Annotated in this window: 17 protein-coding genes and 1 other annotated feature; of the genes, 5 read left to right on the plus strand and 12 right to left on the minus strand. The window is 38.9% G+C overall.

The features are described from left to right. Nucleotides 1-73: 73 nt before the first annotated feature. Nucleotides 74-2,476 carry a leucine--tRNA ligase gene (leuS, locus tag GVV22_RS04390; protein WP_159648937.1) on the minus strand — a complete coding sequence of 801 codons (2,403 nt, stop codon included), beginning with the start codon at nucleotides 2,474-2,476 and terminating at the stop codon, nucleotides 74-76. A 33-nt stretch (nucleotides 2,477-2,509) separates the two neighbouring features. Then, nucleotides 2,510-2,720, minus strand: a binding site (T-box leader). Nucleotides 2,721-2,829: 109 nt separating this feature from the next. Further along, nucleotides 2,830-3,630, minus strand: coding sequence for a putative RNA methyltransferase (locus GVV22_RS04395; RefSeq protein ID WP_159648938.1), 801 nt, complete (start codon nucleotides 3,628-3,630; stop codon nucleotides 2,830-2,832). Nucleotides 3,631-3,734: 104 nt separating this feature from the next. On the opposite strand from GVV22_RS04395, the gene GVV22_RS04400 reads away from it, so the two are divergent. Then, nucleotides 3,735-4,262, plus strand: a complete 528-nt coding sequence (locus GVV22_RS04400; RefSeq protein ID WP_159648939.1) for a thioredoxin — start codon at nucleotides 3,735-3,737, stop codon at nucleotides 4,260-4,262. A 65-nt stretch (nucleotides 4,263-4,327) separates the two neighbouring features. Here GVV22_RS04400 and GVV22_RS04405 read toward each other — a convergent pair whose 3' ends face one another. From GVV22_RS04405 to GVV22_RS04420, 4 genes are all read right to left on the minus strand, one after another. Further along, nucleotides 4,328-4,735: a GNAT family N-acetyltransferase gene (locus GVV22_RS04405; protein WP_159636130.1), complete on the minus strand. Its 408-nt coding sequence runs from the start codon at nucleotides 4,733-4,735 to the stop codon at nucleotides 4,328-4,330. A gap of 38 nt (nucleotides 4,736-4,773) precedes the next feature. After that, nucleotides 4,774-5,388: a LytTR family DNA-binding domain-containing protein gene (locus tag GVV22_RS04410; RefSeq protein WP_159648940.1), complete on the minus strand. Its 615-nt coding sequence runs from the start codon at nucleotides 5,386-5,388 to the stop codon at nucleotides 4,774-4,776. A 164-nt stretch (nucleotides 5,389-5,552) separates the two neighbouring features. Continuing rightward, nucleotides 5,553-6,155, minus strand: a complete 603-nt coding sequence (locus GVV22_RS04415; RefSeq protein ID WP_159648941.1) for a LytTR family DNA-binding domain-containing protein — start codon at nucleotides 6,153-6,155, stop codon at nucleotides 5,553-5,555. A 158-nt stretch (nucleotides 6,156-6,313) separates the two neighbouring features. Then, nucleotides 6,314-8,551 (minus strand): heavy metal translocating P-type ATPase, encoded by a 2,238-nt coding sequence (locus tag GVV22_RS04420; RefSeq protein WP_328603014.1) that lies wholly within the window; start codon nucleotides 8,549-8,551, stop codon nucleotides 6,314-6,316. A gap of 279 nt (nucleotides 8,552-8,830) precedes the next feature. On the opposite strand from GVV22_RS04420, the gene GVV22_RS04425 reads away from it, so the two are divergent. Continuing rightward, a complete protein-coding gene (locus GVV22_RS04425; protein ID WP_159648942.1) occupies nucleotides 8,831-9,295 on the plus strand; it encodes a CopY/TcrY family copper transport repressor in 465 nt (154 codons plus the stop codon). Nucleotides 9,296-9,371: 76 nt separating this feature from the next. On the opposite strand, the gene GVV22_RS04430 is transcribed toward GVV22_RS04425, so the two are convergent. Beyond that, nucleotides 9,372-9,875, minus strand: coding sequence for a hypothetical protein (locus tag GVV22_RS04430; protein WP_159648943.1), 504 nt, complete (start codon nucleotides 9,873-9,875; stop codon nucleotides 9,372-9,374). A 107-nt stretch (nucleotides 9,876-9,982) separates the two neighbouring features. Here GVV22_RS04430 and GVV22_RS04435 point away from each other — a divergent pair, with 107 nt between their 5' ends. Together GVV22_RS04435 and GVV22_RS04440 are read left to right on the plus strand one after the other, a co-directional pair. Then, nucleotides 9,983-10,864: an RluA family pseudouridine synthase gene (locus GVV22_RS04435; RefSeq protein WP_159648944.1), complete on the plus strand. Its 882-nt coding sequence runs from the start codon at nucleotides 9,983-9,985 to the stop codon at nucleotides 10,862-10,864. A 13-nt stretch (nucleotides 10,865-10,877) separates the two neighbouring features. Next, entirely contained in the window at nucleotides 10,878-12,656 is a 1,779-nt protein-coding gene (locus GVV22_RS04440; protein WP_159648945.1) for a glycerophosphoryl diester phosphodiesterase membrane domain-containing protein, read from the plus strand. Nucleotides 12,657-12,692: 36 nt separating this feature from the next. Here GVV22_RS04440 and GVV22_RS04445 read toward each other — a convergent pair whose 3' ends face one another. Both GVV22_RS04445 and GVV22_RS04450 read right to left on the minus strand, forming a co-directional pair. Then, the gene (locus GVV22_RS04445) at nucleotides 12,693-13,544 is read right to left on the minus strand and encodes a Cof-type HAD-IIB family hydrolase (RefSeq protein WP_159648946.1); all 852 of its coding nucleotides are present in this window, start codon (nucleotides 13,542-13,544) and stop codon (nucleotides 12,693-12,695) included. 55 nt (nucleotides 13,545-13,599) lie between these two features. Next, a complete protein-coding gene (locus GVV22_RS04450; RefSeq protein WP_159648947.1) occupies nucleotides 13,600-13,986 on the minus strand; it encodes an HAD family hydrolase in 387 nt (128 codons plus the stop codon). A 190-nt stretch (nucleotides 13,987-14,176) separates the two neighbouring features. On the opposite strand from GVV22_RS04450, the gene GVV22_RS04455 reads away from it, so the two are divergent. Beyond that, nucleotides 14,177-16,114 (plus strand): heavy metal translocating P-type ATPase, encoded by a 1,938-nt coding sequence (locus GVV22_RS04455; RefSeq protein ID WP_159648948.1) that lies wholly within the window; start codon nucleotides 14,177-14,179, stop codon nucleotides 16,112-16,114. 47 nt (nucleotides 16,115-16,161) lie between these two features. On the opposite strand, the gene GVV22_RS04460 is transcribed toward GVV22_RS04455, so the two are convergent. Genes GVV22_RS04460 through GVV22_RS04470 form a run of 3 tightly spaced genes read right to left on the minus strand, consistent with a single transcriptional unit; the run spans nucleotide 16,162 to nucleotide 17,727 of the window. Then, nucleotides 16,162-16,515 (minus strand): MmcQ/YjbR family DNA-binding protein, encoded by a 354-nt coding sequence (locus GVV22_RS04460; RefSeq protein ID WP_159648949.1) that lies wholly within the window; start codon nucleotides 16,513-16,515, stop codon nucleotides 16,162-16,164. After that, on the minus strand, nucleotides 16,512-16,889 hold the full coding sequence (locus GVV22_RS04465) for a VOC family protein (protein WP_159648950.1): 378 nt from the start codon (nucleotides 16,887-16,889) through the stop codon (nucleotides 16,512-16,514). The genes GVV22_RS04460 and GVV22_RS04465 overlap by 4 nt, the downstream gene beginning before the upstream one ends. A gap of 43 nt (nucleotides 16,890-16,932) precedes the next feature. Then, nucleotides 16,933-17,727, minus strand: coding sequence for a helix-turn-helix domain-containing protein (locus GVV22_RS04470; protein WP_328603015.1), 795 nt, complete (start codon nucleotides 17,725-17,727; stop codon nucleotides 16,933-16,935).

Raw genomic sequence — 17,727 nt, forward strand, 5'->3', positions numbered from 1 at the left:
AAAGAAAACTCATGCAGTTTCCTTTCGAAAAAGACATGAGTTTGTGAAAGTTGTGTATTTTGTTCACAAAACCTTAGGCAGGTTTCACAACTATATTTACGATTTTATTCTTGATAATAATTTCTTTTAGAATTTGCATTCCTTCAAGGTTCTTTTGAACTTGAGGTTGCTCGTATGCGAGTGCTTTTAGAGCATCATCATCAAGTCCAGTAGCTGCCATGAATTTCGCACGGACTTTACCGTTGATTTGTACGACAATCTCAGTCTCGGATTTCACAAGTTTCGTTTCATCAAATGTTGGCCATTCGGCATAACTGATTCCCGTTTCACCCGTTAAAATTGTGTATAGCTCTTCCCCGATATGAGGCGCAAAAACTGCTAGCATTTTAACAAATCCAACCGCATATTCTTTATAAATTGTTTCGGCTTTGTAAGCATCGTTAATAAATGTCATTAATTGTGCTAATGCTGTATTCATGCCAAATGATTCAATATCTTCAGTAACTTTTTTGACTGTTTGGTTATATGAGAAATCGAGTAATCCATCATTCGTATCAACAATTTTCCCTGATTCGACAAGCAAACGCCAGACACGATCTAACCATTTACGGTTTCCATCAAGTCCTTGTGTACTCCATGCAGTTGCACCATCAAGCGGTCCAATAAACATTTCGTAAACGCGTAGTGTATCAGCTCCATGACTGCGAACAATATCATCAGGATTGACGACATTACCACGAGATTTACTCATTTTTTCGTTATTAGCACCTAAAATCATACCTTGATGGAAGAGTTTCTTGAATGGCTCTTTCGTATTCACAACACCAATGTCATAAAGTACTTTATGCCAGAAACGTGCATATAGTAAGTGAAGAACTGCATGTTCTGCACCTCCCATGTAAAGATCTACTTCCATCCAGTGATTAATAAGTTCTGGATCGGCGATTGCTCCTTCATTGGTTGGATCAATATAGCGTAAGTAATACCAGCAAGATCCCGCCCATTGCGGCATTGTATTGGTCTCACGACGACCTTTTGATCCATCTGGGAATGTAACATCTAACCAATCACCGGCATTCGCTAGTGGTGATTGACCATCCGGTGCAGGTTTATAGTTTTCAACTTCCGGAAGTTCAAGTGGTAAATCTTCAAGATCAACTGTACGCATGGTTCCGTCTTCCATATGAACAATAGGAATTGGCTCTCCCCAGTAGCGTTGACGGGAGAATAACCAATCACGTAGTTTATAGGTAACTTTTGCTTCACCGTATTTATTGTCTTCTAACCATTTATTCATGATTACAAGGGCTTCTTCTTTGTTTAAACCATCAAGGAAGCCTGAATTAATATGGTTACCATCTTCTGTATACGCAGCTTCCGCGATACTTCCGCCTTCAAGTACTTGAATCATCTCGATATTGTATTTCTTCGCGAACTCATAATCGCGTTGATCATGTGCTGGTACTGCCATGATTGCTCCAGTACCATAGGCTGCGAGCACATAGTCTGCAATATAGATAGGCACTTGTTTCCCATTAACCGGGTTAATCGCATAGGCACCAGTAAAGACACCTGTTTTGTCTTTATTTAGCTCGGTACGTTCTAAATCTGACTTATGCATAACTTGATCTACATACGCATCCACCGCTTCTTTTTGCTCAGGAGTCGTAATTTGACTTACAAATGGATGTTCCGGAGCAAGGACTGTATAGGTTGCACCAAAAAGTGTATCTGCACGTGTTGTAAACACCGTAAATTCTAAATCATGGTTATCAACTTTAAAGATTACATTTGCTCCTACCGATTTTCCAATCCAGTTGATTTGCATTTCTTTAGTTGATGCTGGCCATTCGACCAAATCTAAATCTTCAAGTAAGCGTTCTGCGTATTCTGTAATACGTAAAACCCACTGACGCATTGGAATACGGATAACATCAAATCCACCGACTTCCGTTTTCCCGTTGATAACTTCTTCATTCGCAAGAACGGTTCCCAAGTCAGGGCTGAAGTTTACAGGCTTCTCATCAACATATGCTAGGCCCATGTCGTAGAGTTTCGTAAAAATCCACTGTGTCCACTTATAGTAGTGAGGATCCGTCGTTGAGATTTCACGAGACCAGTCATAAGAAAGTCCTAGTGACTTAATTTGTTTCGTAAAGTTTTGAATATTTTCCTTCGTAAAAGCATCTGGATGATTTCCTGTTTTTAATGCAAATTGTTCTGCTGGCAAGCCAAAAGCATCCCACCCAATTGGATGTAAAACGTTGAATCCTTTCATACGTTTGTATCGTGCTAACACATCTGTGGCTGTATAGCCACGGGGATGTCCAACATGAAGTCCATTCCCTGATGGGTATGGGAACATATCAAGGACGTAATATTTGGGGATATCAAAATTTCGAATGTCTGTTTTAAATGTTTCGTTTTCTTCCCAGTATTGTTGCCATTTTTGTTCAATTTTTAAATGGTTATACATCGTTTTTCCTCCTGTAAAATAAAAAAAGCACCTGCAAAGGACGAATGTCTCGCGGTACCACCTTAATTTCTCATCTCATGTTTGAGACAAGCGCTCTATCCCTTAACGCGGGGCTACGGAATTTCTTACTGAATTCAGAAATTCTGCTCCAAGATGAGTTCTTTATTGTCCACTTACTGATTCGCACCACCCATCAGCTCTCTTATAGTTTTCAACAAATACTATTTCTTTTCATCGCTATGCCTCTATCTTATGTGTTTTGGTTTGAATTGTCAATTTCCAAACGTAAACTATTCTAAAAAACCACGCTAGTTATCAACGTGGTTCTATTTGTCGGTGTAAATAATCTATTGCTACACGTTTTTTTTATAGATTGCGAACCCAAATTGAATGGGTGTGCAGAGTGTTTCCAACGCCGCTAGGGTCGCTATTGCATGTTTTGGAGTACGATGATAATAAGGAGTCATCGCCAGAAGATTGTTGATGGTCGTTTGTCCTGTTAAATGAATGGTATGTTCAACACGAATGAGAGTTTCCAATTCAAACCCTTCATATGTAGGCAATACAACCTCGTTCTCGTAGGGCTTATCATAGAGGATCGATTTAAGTCCCCACAATTGTTTTTCGAGTGGAAAAACCACGACGAAATGTCCATTATTTTTCAGAATACGATAGACCTCATCTGATGAAAATGGTGCAAAAATACTATATGCGAGATCAAATGCACTATCCATCAGTGGTAACTTCGCAGTCGATGCAACAGCAAGCATCATTTTCTTATTTCGTTTCGCAGCACTGGTGACTGCTTGTTTTGAAATATCGATTCCATAGACAGTTTTTTCCTGCTGAAGCAACGGTTCGGCATACCAACCCTCACCACAACCAACATCTGCCAAGCTATTCGCTGAATATTTTGTTACAATTTCTTTAAGAGCTTCTCGAAACACATCGTAGTATCCGTCATTTAGGAATTGAGTTCGCGCTTGAATCATTTTGGCATCATCGCCGTGTTGTTTAGATTTAGAACTTTGTGACTGTAATAGGTTCACATATCCAGCCTTTGCCCTATCAAATTGATGACCTGTTTCGCACACATACGATTTGTTTTGGAGTACCAGTTGTTTTTTACAGACCGGGCATTGAAATAAGCTCATAGTTTTACCTCATCTTGTCTTCACAATTATATCACACAATTTTACTTTGATTTAGTTGAAATTTGTACCACTTTACTTATAATAAACACAAGGAGAATTAATTTATGAAAAAAATATTGCTTACAGCAGTTGTTTCGTTGTTGGTACTTGTCGGATGTACATCGGCAAATACAAACATTATGAAAGGTTACAAAGGCTTTGATAAAAAAGACCATCATTACCAAGCAATGAGTGCTAGTGATATGGCAACAGCACTTGAAAACAAAACTGAAGGTATTTACTATTTAGGATTTGAAACATGCCCATGGTGTGTCGCCCTTGTTCCTGTTATGGAAGAAGCTGCAGCAGCAGGAAACCACACAATCAACTATGTTGATACACGCGGCAACGATTACACACAAAATGCAGATGCTCAAAAACGTATTGAAGCATTCTCAAATTCATTACCTGAAGAGCAACGCATGACTGGTGTTCCTTATGTTGTCATTATTGGTGGGGATGGATCAATCCAAGTTAACATCGGAACAGTTCCTGGACACAATGCGCCAGTTGACCCATTGACAGAAGATCAAGCAAAATTCTTACAAATTAGACTTACTGAGATGTTTAATTCCGTTAAATCGAACACCTAGTTTGTCCAATTTATATAAGCACCTAAACAGGTGCTTTTTTTATTAAAAAGATAGCAGCTCAGCTGCTATCTAATAAGGTTCTTAATTAAGATGAGTTCTAGATTTTCACCCGGGAAGAGTATATTTCCCGAATCTTGGTAGCCTAGTGCTCGAAAAAAATGCTGTGCATCTTGGTCTGCTCTTCCGGAAGTCATAACTAGGTAATTCCCCAATGCCATCATTTCCGTTTCCCAGTAATTAATCATTTCAGTACCATAACCGCGGTGACGATAAGGCTCTAGAATCTTAAAGTAATTGAGGAATGGATACTGATCCCAGAACATATTGTATCGAATGATACCTACAATTTTATCGTCGACTTCGTACACCAGAACACGTCCAAGTTCGAGTTTTGATTCAAATTCTTCACGTTCAACGTGTGTGTCCAATTCCATTAGAATATCAATGTCTTCTACTGTAGCTCTACGGATCATATCAGCCACCTCCATGTTAATTCTATTGTAATGAGTAATTATTTTTTGTGCAAGTTTATTTGTTGAATAAGACCTAACCTTTTCTGTACTTTTGCGTAACGACGTCGCGCTACCGGTAGTCTTATCCCATTTTTCAGGACTAGAAAATCTGTTTCTAAGCGCTCTACAGCCGTCAAGTTAACAACGACACCGCGATAGATCTCTATGAATGGCGATTTTCGTAATAAATGAATCCAGTAATGAATCGGGCGCCGATCCTTGTAATCTCTTGTTTGTGTTCGGATCAAAATATGGCGTTTGCATGTTTCAATTGTACAAATTTCAGAAACATCCACGACCGAGCACTCACGGCGTCCCACTTGGACAAACTCCGGGTTGTAAAGTGGGCGTTGAATCAAGCGCGACACAACCCGTAAGGTCATCTGACAGTTATCTAAGTTCTTAAGACAATGATGCCTTGGTATTTTAAAACCGATGAGGAGCGTTTTGCGGCGATCATAACGGTGATTTGCATAATCAACAATGTATAGACCTACCGGCGGCTCTTTGGTATATATTATTGCTTCTTCATTAAGTTCGGAATATAAGTCAAGCACTTCTTTTACGCAACGACGCGAAAAGCGGTCACGCAAATCAACATGGACATGAATCATTGGACTCCTTTCAAAAGTTCATTGACATCAAAAAGTTCGTATCCAGCAAGTTAATTTTATAGGTTTACTATGAATAATCCGCTATTTCAGCACCTAACATGCTGTAGTATCCTATGTTCCCGATAGTAGTATTGTAATGAGATTCAATGTAAGACGCAATGTTTTTATTCTTTCGTCAAATAGCGCATTTTCGTTAGTATTTCCTGATAGCGACGACGTGCGACTGGAAGTTTTAAGCCATTTTTTAGAATGACATGATCCTTGTTAACGGTTACAACTTGGCATAGATTTACCAGAACCCCTCGATAAATTTCCAGAAAAGGCCATGCTTCAAGATAATCTTGCCAATATGAAATTGTATTCGTATCAAGATATTCATCAGTCGCTGTTTTAATCGACAGGCGGCGCCCTCTTGTTTCAATAACACAAATCATCCCAACATCAATGCGCACAACACGACGTTTACCAAGCGTTATCTCTTGGGGTTCATACTTTGGTCGGTCAATAATTTTTCGAATTGCTTTGAGAATCTGTTCTTTGTGGTGGCAGGACTGAATGCATTGATAGGATGGAACATCAAACCCTATTAAAATTGTCTTACAGGGGTCATGATATTTCATAATACAATCTGCAATCATTAAATCTACATTTTCTGGTGAATCAATAACGGTGAAGGGCTGATTGAACAAATCTTGATATAGCACTAAAATTTCTTTAATACGTATGTTTGAATTCCGATTTCGGATGTTTAATTGAACTCGAATCACTGGCATCTCTCCTCGATTTTTGCATAATCTAATATGAACCAGTTTTATTGTAAAGATTCTTTGTATTAGTGGTCGTTTATGTATGGCGAACGGTCATATTTTTAAATAAGTAACCGTTCGCCACATTCCTATCTAAATAAAAAACTCGCCGAAGCGAGTTATTTTATTTTAAGAAGCATTGCATTGATTGCGACGATAACTGTTGAGAGTGACATTAATATGGCTCCAACTGCTGGAGATAGAATAAATCCAATGCCCGCTAGTATACCAGCCGCCAATGGAATTGCAATGAAGTTATATCCAGCTCCCCAAAGTAGATTCTCTTTCATCTTACGTGACGTGTTACGTGCTAATGACACGAAATGAAGAATATCCGAAGGATTACTCTTAACAAGAATAACATCCGCAGAATCGATTGCTACATCCGTTCCAGCACCAATTGCTACACCGACGTTGGCACGTGCTAAACTTGGTGCATCGTTAACACCATCGCCGACCATGATGACTGTCAGTCCTTGATCTTGATACTCACGAACAATACGTTCTTTGTCTTCTGGCATCAATTCACCATGAACATCATTGATACCAAGATTCTTAGCAATCACTTGTGCCGCTTGTTTATTGTCACCCGTTAGCATTACTGGTTTGATGCCAAGTGCTTTGAGTTGACGAATCATCTCACGAGAGTCTTCTTTGATTTCGTCTCCTTGAGCAATCCAACCCGTGTTGCGATCATCCACGAGTAAGAAACTAATAGAATAACCTTCGCCCGATAACGCCTTAAATGCTGCATCATCATATGGAATATTATTGTTTTGAAGATATTTCACACTTGTGATTTTCACATCGTGACCTTCAATCGTTCCCTCAAGACCAATCCCTGCAATTGTCGTGACATTTTCTGCCTTCAAGAGTGTGATCTCCTGAGCTTCTGCTTCATCAAGAATTCCAACTGCTAATGGATGGGATGATGATTGTTCTAAGGTTGCGAAGTATTGTAGTACTTTTTCTTTGGAATATGACTCATCAAATGAACGGTAATCTGTAACAACGAAGTTTCCTTCAGTTAATGTTCCTGTTTTATCCATCATGATGACGTCAATATTTTGTGCGACTTCAAGCGCTTGGCGTGATTTGATAAGTAAGCCGTTTTGAGCTCCTAATGATGTTGATCGTGCCGTTACTAATGGAATTGCCAATCCTAATGCATGCGGACACGCAATAACAAGGACAGTAACCATGCGTTCAATTCCGGTATTCACATTCGTGAGTATTGACCAAATAATCAGTGCTAAGATACCCACGACAACTGCGATATAGAATAACCATTTTGCAACCACATCAGCCATTGATTCTGCTTTAGATTTATCTTTAGATGCCTGATCGACGAGCGTCATTACTTGTGCAAGGAAACCTGATTCACCAGTTCCTGTTACTTCAACGGTAAGTGTTCCAGATCCATTAACAGATCCACCAATAACCTTATCACCTGGTTTCTTTTGAACAGCTCGTGATTCACCGGTAATCATTGATTCGTTGACGGATGTCTTTCCATCTACAATCACACCATCCGCCGGCATATTTTCTCCTGCTTTAATGATGACTTTGTCGCCGATTGTGATATCTTTCAATGAACGAACTTCTGTCGTTCCATTTTCAAGGAGCACAGTTGCATCACTTGGAAGCAATTCGGCCATACGTTGTAACGCATTACCGGCATTCGAAATTGCCTCCATTTCAATCCAGTGACCGAGTAGCATAATGAGAATTAAGCTCGCAAGTTCCCAAAAGAAGTCCATGATGTGCACGGGACTGCCAAGCACCGTATTCATTACGAATGCATACATACTATAGATGTATGCGACGGATATCCCCAATGAAATTAATGTCATCATTGCTGGATTTTTGGATTTTAACTCTGATTTCGCTCCTGCTAAGAACGGCTGTCCACCATAAAAGTATAGAACGGTCGCTAAAATTGCGACAACCCATTCACTTCCTGGAAATGTAAATTGGAAGGGAAGGGTTACCCCCATCATTGGTGCAAAAAAGAGTATTGGTACACCAAAGAACAGAGAAACGACAAGCTTTTGCTTGAATGCTGTACCGTGACCCGAATGGTCATGTCCTGAATGATCTCCATGTCCTAAATGATCTCCATGTCCTAAATGATCTCCATGTCCTAAATGATCCATATGTTCTGAATGATCCATATGTTTCGAATGATCCATATGTTTCGAATGATCCATATGTTTCGAATGATCCATATGTTTCGAATGATCCATATGTTTCGAATGATTATCATGACTCATAGCGCCTTTTCCATCACTTGAATGGCCATGATGGCTATGATCGTGCATTACTTCTTTGCTTTTACTCTTATTTTTTTCTGTCATATTACTCCCTCCACTTTCTTATAGTTTACAACTGTAAACGATATATGTCAAATTACATGCCTTTTTATCGTTTAAGTGTATCGTTACTACCCTCATCGTAGCAAAGTACGAATCATTAATCGTGACTTAAGTATGACATTTCGGAAGTAAACTGTTTTTGATCAATACAACCTCAGCATGTGATGTTATTCATTGTAAATACTGATGATTAGGAAATAAAGTGAATTTCTTGACACATTTTGTCTACAACTGTAAACTAATAGTAAGGAAGTGATAACTATGGAAGATATAACAACAGCCTCCTCAGCTGAATGGGAAGTAATGCGGGTCATTTGGAGCCTCGATGAAGCAACCAGCCGCAGCGTTTCAAAAGTTCTCAAAGACACACAAAATTGGGAAGTAGCAACGACTAAAACCCTTTTGGGACGACTCGTCAAAAAAGGATACTTAGATACGCGCAAAGATGGTAACCGTTTCATTTACTTGCCGCTTGTAACAGAAGCGGAAAGTGTGTCCAATCGCGTTGACAAACTATTCACATCAATTTGTAATAGCGCAGTTGGCGGCGCTATCGCAAAAGCAATCGACACCCACAACCTGTCAAAAAAAGACCGAGAAATTATTCTCGCAGCTCTCGAAGCTAAAGAGTTTGTTGATTTTGTACCCTGCAGTTGCTTACCCAATCAAACAACAAAATGTAACTGTGAAACAGATAATTGTAAGTGCGGTCACAATAATAACTAACAAAAATAAAACACCCCGATTGGAACTTTTCTCCACTGGGGTGTTTTTTACGGGTGATAGGGCCCAATTATAATCTTTATGGTGCAACTTTAAATGTATTACTGATTGCTAATGCATCTTTAACATTAACGTCAAAGGTCAGTTCTTGGTTTAAAACATCAGCAGGAACTTGTGCTGCAAATTGAATTACAGCATCTGCTTTCGGTTGGAGTCGTTCAAACTGGCTGAATTTTTCTTGATTATTAATCTCGAAGAATGTTGTTGTTTTGATGACTTCTGAACCAACTTTTAGTGTTCCTAAAAGGTCAGTTTTTGAATCTAACTCATCTTTAGTATTGTTGGTTACTTTAGCTTTTACACTGACCCAAACTTTACCCTCTTCTTTAATTGGGTATTCCAATTTATCTGAAGGTGCTGCTGTTGGTTTTAAACCTGTATTTGCTTCAATTGAGATTATTTCATAAGATAAAGCATTTCCCTCAACTGCTTTACCAATTTCTGCTGGTGACGTTGTTACTGTTTTTGATCCACAACCAACAAGTACAAACATTAATGTCACCAAAGTGATTAATTTCTTCATTATATTTCCTCAGCTTTCCTCAACTATTGTACACAATTATTGCTTGGTTGACTACCTTGATTCACTGACTTTCATAGGATAAAATAAAGAGAAAACGGAGTCGAACTATGAATCAATGGACAGTAACCAAAGCCGATGTTGGCAAACGCATTGATGTGTTTATCAGTGAGAAATTAAATCTTTCGCGAAGTAAGGCATCAGAGATGATTAAAGATGGTATCGTATACGGTAACAATACCTGCTTAAAATCGAAGTATAAAGTGAAATTGAATGATATAATCAAGGCGGAAGACTATCATGTCAAAGCCGCAACACTTGAAGGTGTTGCGATGCCTTTGAATATAGTTTTTGAAGACCGTGATATTTTGGTCCTTAATAAGCAACGTGGGCTCGTAGTTCACCCCGGGAAAGGTGTTCATGAACCCACACTTTTGCATGGTTTAGTTCATTACTTGAATCAAGGGGATGATGTTGTGAAACCTGGGATGGTGCATCGTATTGACCGCGATACCTCAGGTCTTCTTGTCATTGCAAAAAACGATAAAGCTCATACATTTTTAGCAGACCAACTTGTGGATAAGACGATGGCCCGTACATATCTCGCCTTGGTCCATGGTGTTATTGAAGACGCTATGATTACGATTGAAGCACCCATTGGTATGGATCCTTTAAATACGAAGAAAATGAGTGTTACCGAAAAGAATAGTAGATATGCTAAGACCGATTTTATTGTCAAACAACGTTTTGATACAATGACCCTTGTTGAATGTCATTTGTATACCGGACGAACACATCAAATTCGAGTCCATGCAGCATATGCTGGTCATCCTTTATTAGGGGATCCTTTGTATGGAATTGATGATGACAAATCATCAGGGCATTATCTTGTTGCTTATCAACTCCAGTTTATCCATCCGCGAACACGCCAACGTGTATCGTATCACGTCGATATTCCTGAATATTTTAAACAGGCATATCCTTTAAAGTAGAGATGAGGTAGCTATGAAACAGAAAATAAAAGTGCGCGATATCTTTAAATCGACCTTTAAATACATACGTTTTGACATGTGGCGTTATTTAGTCGTTGCGATTTTAGCAGAAACCATGGTTATATTATTAACCAAACAAATTACAAACCGACTCTTCGACCTGGCACTTGTCAGTGCGAAAGTTCACGGAATCAACAATGAGAACTTTTTAGGCATCTTATTCAATCCTATTGCCATTATTCTATTACTGGTAATGGTCGTCGTGCTTGGAAGTATTGGTGTTGTTCAGTTAATTGCAATTCTTGCGTTTGCTGATCGGAAATACCACCCCGAATCCTTAACCGTAAAATCCATCTTTGCACCCTTAAAACGGCTCCGTGTTAAAGACATTCCAATTTTCTTAATCTATATCTTTATAATTATGCCATTTGGAAATATCGGATTAACGTCTACGGTAACATCCAGTTTGCAAATACCACTTTTCTTAATTGATTTTATCTATGAATTTGCATGGATGAAGTATGCGTATATTACTTTGGGGTGGATTCTCTTCTATCTCAACTTGCGACTTTTCTATGCGATCATCATTTTCTACAATGAAGATGTCAATTTCTATGAAGCACTCAAGCGTAGTTGGAAAATGACCCGTCGCCAAGAGTTCACCATACTTAAAATCGTAGCGGCAATTGGTTTCCTTTCGGTCTTATCTATTTTAGTTGGTTCTATGGTACTCCTTGTTGCTGGATCCTTTATCGAAACAGTCTTACCACAATATCAATTTATCATCGAGACTATTACAAATACCTTAGTCATCTTTTGGACATTTACCACGATCGCATTCGCGAGTGTCTGGCTCATTCAAACCGTTACAGTGAGCTATCACGAACTTAAGGGCACACAAATTCACATCCATACGTTAACACCAAAATCGCGGCGTCGATTGCAGATCATTAACGTTGGCGTCATCTTTGTTTATCTTGGATTTTCTGCACTGTTGTATTTGGATATGCCCAATAATGAACTTCGAAACGATACGCAAATAGTTGCCCACCGCGGTGATACGAAACGTGCTGTGGAGAACTCTTTAGAGTCCCTGCAATACGCGAGTGAATTCAAGCCAGATTACGTTGAAATGGACGTTCAAGAGATTTCAGATGGAACTATTGTTGTTTTCCATGATCCTGATTTAAAACGTGTTGGAACAAATTCCAACGCTATCTACCCTTACACATGGGAAGACCTTTCAAAAGAGAAGCTTATTAGCAAGGGACACGAATCAACAATCCCAACTTTCAAAGAATATATGGAACTTGCTCGTTCTCTCAATCAAAAGATTATGGTCGAAATTAAAGCACATAAAACAGACAGTCCTGAATATCTTGCGAACATCATGCAAATCATTCGCGATGCAGATATGGAGCATATGGTTTCATTCCAAAGCCTTGATAAGAAGGCCATTGTAACCTTTAAGGAAATGTTCCCCAATGCATACACGGGATATATTATTGGATTTAACCTTGGTGGCATTGAACCGATGCCAGTTGATTTCTATTCAATCGAAGATACTTCCATTACAACACGTGCTGTCAACGATATTAAGAATCAGAAAAAAGCCCTCTATGCATGGACAATCAATACCTCTGATCTTATGGAAGTGTATATCCGTACAAACGTGAATGGTATCATTACCGATGACCCAGAAACTGCAAACCAAGTGAAGCAAGATATAAAAAATGGACCCTTGGACCGCCTCTTTTGGTCTCTAGAATCCATTGTGGATGGTATAAATTAATCCTAAAAACGCCATGACTGATCACGGCGTTTTTTATTATTGATGAAGCACATGTTTGGCAATATAATCTGCTACACCATCTTCATCATTTGAAAGTGTAATTGCATCTGCAATCGTTTTGAGATTCTCGCGGGCATTAGCCATGGCGACACCACATCCGGCTTTAGCGATCATCGTCAGATCATTGTCACTATCACCAAATGTCATGACTTCCTCTGGTTTGATGCCTAAAGAAGCAGCATAGTTTAGAATGGCATCTCCTTTATTCACTGAACGCGGCATAATTTCTGCCCATCCATCTCCAACAATTAACAAATTGTATCGGGAGTCAAATTCTTTCGCAATGCGTTCTTTTACCAATTCGGTATAATCGCCATTTTGAATATAAACCATTTTTAGAATTTGATGTCCTGTTTCAAAGAGATGTTTAATATCTTTTAATCCTGTAATTTTTTCAGCGTTGAGAGATTCGTTAAAGAATTTAAATTGTTGTTCCGAAATCCCCAATTGGTAATCTTGGAATGCTACATCATCCATATGATAATAGATTTTGTCCTCAAAGCAATAGAGTACACCCATAAAATATTTATTTCCGATTGCTTCTTTTAGCTCGCAATCTTCATAGGTCATGGTCGGTGCATGATAATGATAATCTCGTGTATCATTATCCACACGGAGTCCGTTTAAGCAGATGATAGCTGTATCATCACCTTCAATACCCAGTTGTCGTGCAATACCACTGGCACTTTCATGATCACGACCGGTTGCTAACGCAAACTGTATTCCTTGTTTTCGCGCTTCATGAATAATCTTTTTGGTGTAATCACTCACTTCATGATTGCTGTTTATTAGAGTTCCATCAATATCACTTGCTATTAATTTAATCATTGCCTTACCTCCCTATGCAACAAAACCAACATTGCGATGCAATGCTGGTTTATGATTATTTCATTTTTTCGATTGCGTCTTTTAATTTTGGATGGGGATCTTCCCAACCTTGTGGTTTAATCGTTTTCCCGTCTTCATTATAGTGAGGTTTCCCATCCTCCCAAAGTTTCGACATATTTGCATGCTGAACTATTTCAAATAATGTTTCCGGCTCAACGCCCATTTCAACCAATGTTCCCAGCGCAAAATAGATTGTATCAATCATTGCATCAGCTTGTTCAACAATTTCATCGGCTTCCAAGAATTCATTAATTTCCTCAAGCATCCACTTATAACGTTTTTCTGCACGTTCTTTTGCCATGAATGTAGGTTTATCGGCAACGGGATGGTTAAACTTTTCGTGGAAAAGCTTTACATCATTCCATTCTTTATTCATTCCCATATGTCATAATCTCCAATCTTAAATTTGTTTGTTAAATTCTTATATATTATAGCATACTCGCGATTTTAACCCGATGCTTTTCATTGATTATGAAAAACTTTTAACAGATTTTCGAGAAAAGTTGCAATTTCCAATATCATCGTTTATAATGAACATATGAACACACACTCATATGTAAGGAGTTAAACATATGGCTCACAAACATTCACATGAACACGGACACGATCATAACCATGATCACAACCACGGACATGAACACAACCATGGAAAACTACCGGTCGTTATGTTCTTTATCGGATTGGCATTTTTCATCGGCGCATTATTCTTGCAAGCCGGAATATTACAAAATTCATTCTACTTCGTAGCAATGTTGGCATCAGGATACCACATTATTTTTGAAGGCTTTGGAGAAACATTTACGGAAACGCGACGTTTAAAGAAATTTGCACCTAACATCCATATTTTAATGACCCTTGCTGCATTCGGAGCATCATTAATTGGAAATTTTGAAGAAGGCGCATTACTTATTGTTATCTTTGCTGCAGCACACTTCCTTGAAGACTATGCAGAAAATAGAAGTAAACGCGAGATTACAAATCTTCTCAAGATGAATCCAACAGAAGCTCGTCGCATGCTTGCTGATGGTAGTATTGAAATCGTTGCAGTTGACGCCTTAAAAATTGGTGATCAGCTCCAAGTCTTGAATGGCGATCAAATCGCAACAGATGGCGTAATCATTTCAGGTGTTGCTACTATTGATGAATCATCCATTAATGGAGAAAGCATTCCCCGCGAAAAAACAACTGGGGACACCGTCTTTGGAAGTACTATTAACGGGAATTCGACATTTATCATGGAAGTTACAAAAGATAGCTCCGACACTGTTTTCGCTAAAATTGTCGAATTGGTAAACCAATCACAATCTAACTTATCTAAAACTGCTACAAAAATTAAAGAGCTCGAACCCCTTTATGTTACTGCGGTTCTGATTATTGTTCCGATTTTTATCTTACTTGGTACCTTTGTATTGGGTTGGGGATGGGATGTTAGCTTCTATCGAGGCATGGTCTTCTTAACTGTTGCTTCGCCTTGTGCGCTCGCCGCAGCCGCAATTCCTGCTACACTATCCGCAATTTCAAACTTAGCCAAACGCGGTGTTCTTTTCAAAGGTGGATCATACTTATCAAACCTTAGTGAAGTGAAAGCTGTTGCTTTCGATAAAACGGGTACTTTAACAGCTGGTAAACCTGTTGTAACAGATATTTACTTTACAGAAGACATTGATCAAGAAACAATGACACTCTATGAAGACGTGATTGTTGCAATGGAGAAAACAGCAAACCATCCATTAGCAAATGCAATTTTAAATTACTACTCAGCTACATACGATTATGAGCTTGAAGTTGAGAATATTATTGGAAAAGGACTTGTTTCCCGTCATGAAGGGGTGCTCTACCGAATTGGAAAACCCGAATCATTTGATAATGTTCCAGAATCAATCGACGATCACAATGACCGCTACTCAAATGATGGTAAGACGGTTGTATATTTCTCCGCTGATGATCTCGTCGTGGGAATGATTGCGATGATGGATGTTCCAAATGAAAAATCAGTTGCTGTTGTCAAATACTTACGCAGCCAAGGAATTCATACAGTCATGATTACTGGTGATTCCGAACTGACTGGTCAAGCTGTCGGACGTCAAATCGGAATTGATGAAGTTATTGGAAATGTCTTACCTGAAAACAAATCAGCAATTGTTGAATCATTACAAGCAAAATATGGTGTTGTCGCCATGCTTGGGGATGGTGTCAATGACGCACCAGCTCTTGTTAAAGCAGATATTGGAGTCGCGATGGGTGATGGTACTGATATCGCAATCGATGTTGCAGATGCCGTTCTCATGCAAAATGATATGACGAACTTCGCGTATGCACACCGTGTTTCCAAACGCCTTGATAAGATTGTTATGCAAAACATCTGGTTCTCAATGCTCGTTGTTGTAACTTTAGTTATCTTTAATATATTTGGAATGATGTCGTTACCTTTAGGCGTTATTGTCCACGAAGGAAGTACTTTAGTCGTTATCTTTAATGGCTTACGCCTTCTTGCAAACACAAAAGAATAACAACACTATAAAGAAAAGAGAGATTTCCGTATTGGGAATCTCTCTTTTTACAAGGTATCCTTGATGCGACGCGGTAACTTATCCACAATAAGTGTGTATGAGTCTCTCGCAAGCTTTCGTACCAATTCATCATCATTGATTTCGTCTAACCGCACGGATATCCAATGGCGTTTATTCATGTGATATCCTGCCGTAATAATATTTTCATAATTCTGACGCAAGTATTCACCATCTTCTGGCTTCGCTTTTAATGTAAGTATACGATAGTTTTCTTTGTCAAAACCGTGAATCGCAAATAACTTATCCGTTACCAGTGCGACTTCCGTTTCCCACTCTATTTTAAACTCAAATCGCGCACTTGGAAATGATTCACAAAGCGCTTTTACTGCTTGCGGGCTCATTGTCTTTCACCTGAGAGTGTCAATACATAACCATCCGGATCAACTAAATAAGTTTCCAACGTTCCATAAAACGTTTCATAGATATCTGGCATTTGATAGCCTTTTTCCTTTAAGGTTGCTACAAGTGCCTCAATGTCATCAAATCGAAAATAGAGCGCAATACTAGCCTTTAGGGCGTCATGTTTGAGTACTGGATACTCCTGGACCATTGCTTCCATTGATTCCATCATAATCAAGACATCGTCACGCCCCAAAATGACAAAATTATTTTCGACACGATCCACAACGTCAAATCCAAGCGTATTATGATAAAAGTGAATGCTTTGTTCAATGCTGCTTACCATTAAATTCGGTGTCATTCGTTCTAGTTTCATCGTTTTCCTCCTTAATATTAGTATCGCAGATTACTATTAAATTCTATTGGAAAAAATGGACATCTTCAAGCCGTTTTAATACGGCGTAAGGAGTCATTCCTAAATTTAGCTTTAAGTCATTGATGAAATGGGATTGATCGTAGTAGCCCATCTCTAATGCTAATGTCGTTAACGCTTCGAAGGGGTCATTGATTAGATGAGACAGCGCTTTTTGCATTCGGATAACCATCACCACTGCCTTAACGTTCATTCCATAATATTGGAGGAACAGACGATTCATATGCTTGGAGCTATAACCAAAATGTGCTGAAATTGCATCCACACTACTCAAGTAAAGATCATTGAAAAGTACCTCAAACCATTCGAGTGCTTGATGCGAGGTTGTTTCGATACTTAGTGCTTCAAGACTTGTTGTGAGCACGCCTTCTTGTTCTTGAGAACTAAGACTCCAAAATGATGAGTCTACTAGACGGTCTGTCACGTCAAACGTTTTATCCATGGCTTCGGTTGCATGGATATCAAAAAGCGCGTGTGCAGCCCCTGGACGCATTCTGATACCAAATGAATCACCCGGGTGTTCGGTAATGACATCATGATACATCGTCGATAAACCAGACAAAAAGATTGTCTGGTTTTTTTGATCAACAATACAATCTATACAGGCATCCGCAACAATGATATTTGTAACGGAATGGCCTTTAGGTATTGGCTTGACTTGATGAAAATGCCACATACAAATAACCCACGCATCGAATGACGGCAATTCGGTTTCGTAGTAATTAATATATTTAGAGAAGGTATCATGAAGATACGTAGGTATTTGAACAGGCGTATACAT

Source organism: Erysipelothrix aquatica (assembly GCF_009828825.1).
GTDB lineage: Bacteria > Bacillota_I > Bacilli_A > Erysipelotrichales > Erysipelotrichaceae > Erysipelothrix > Erysipelothrix aquatica_A.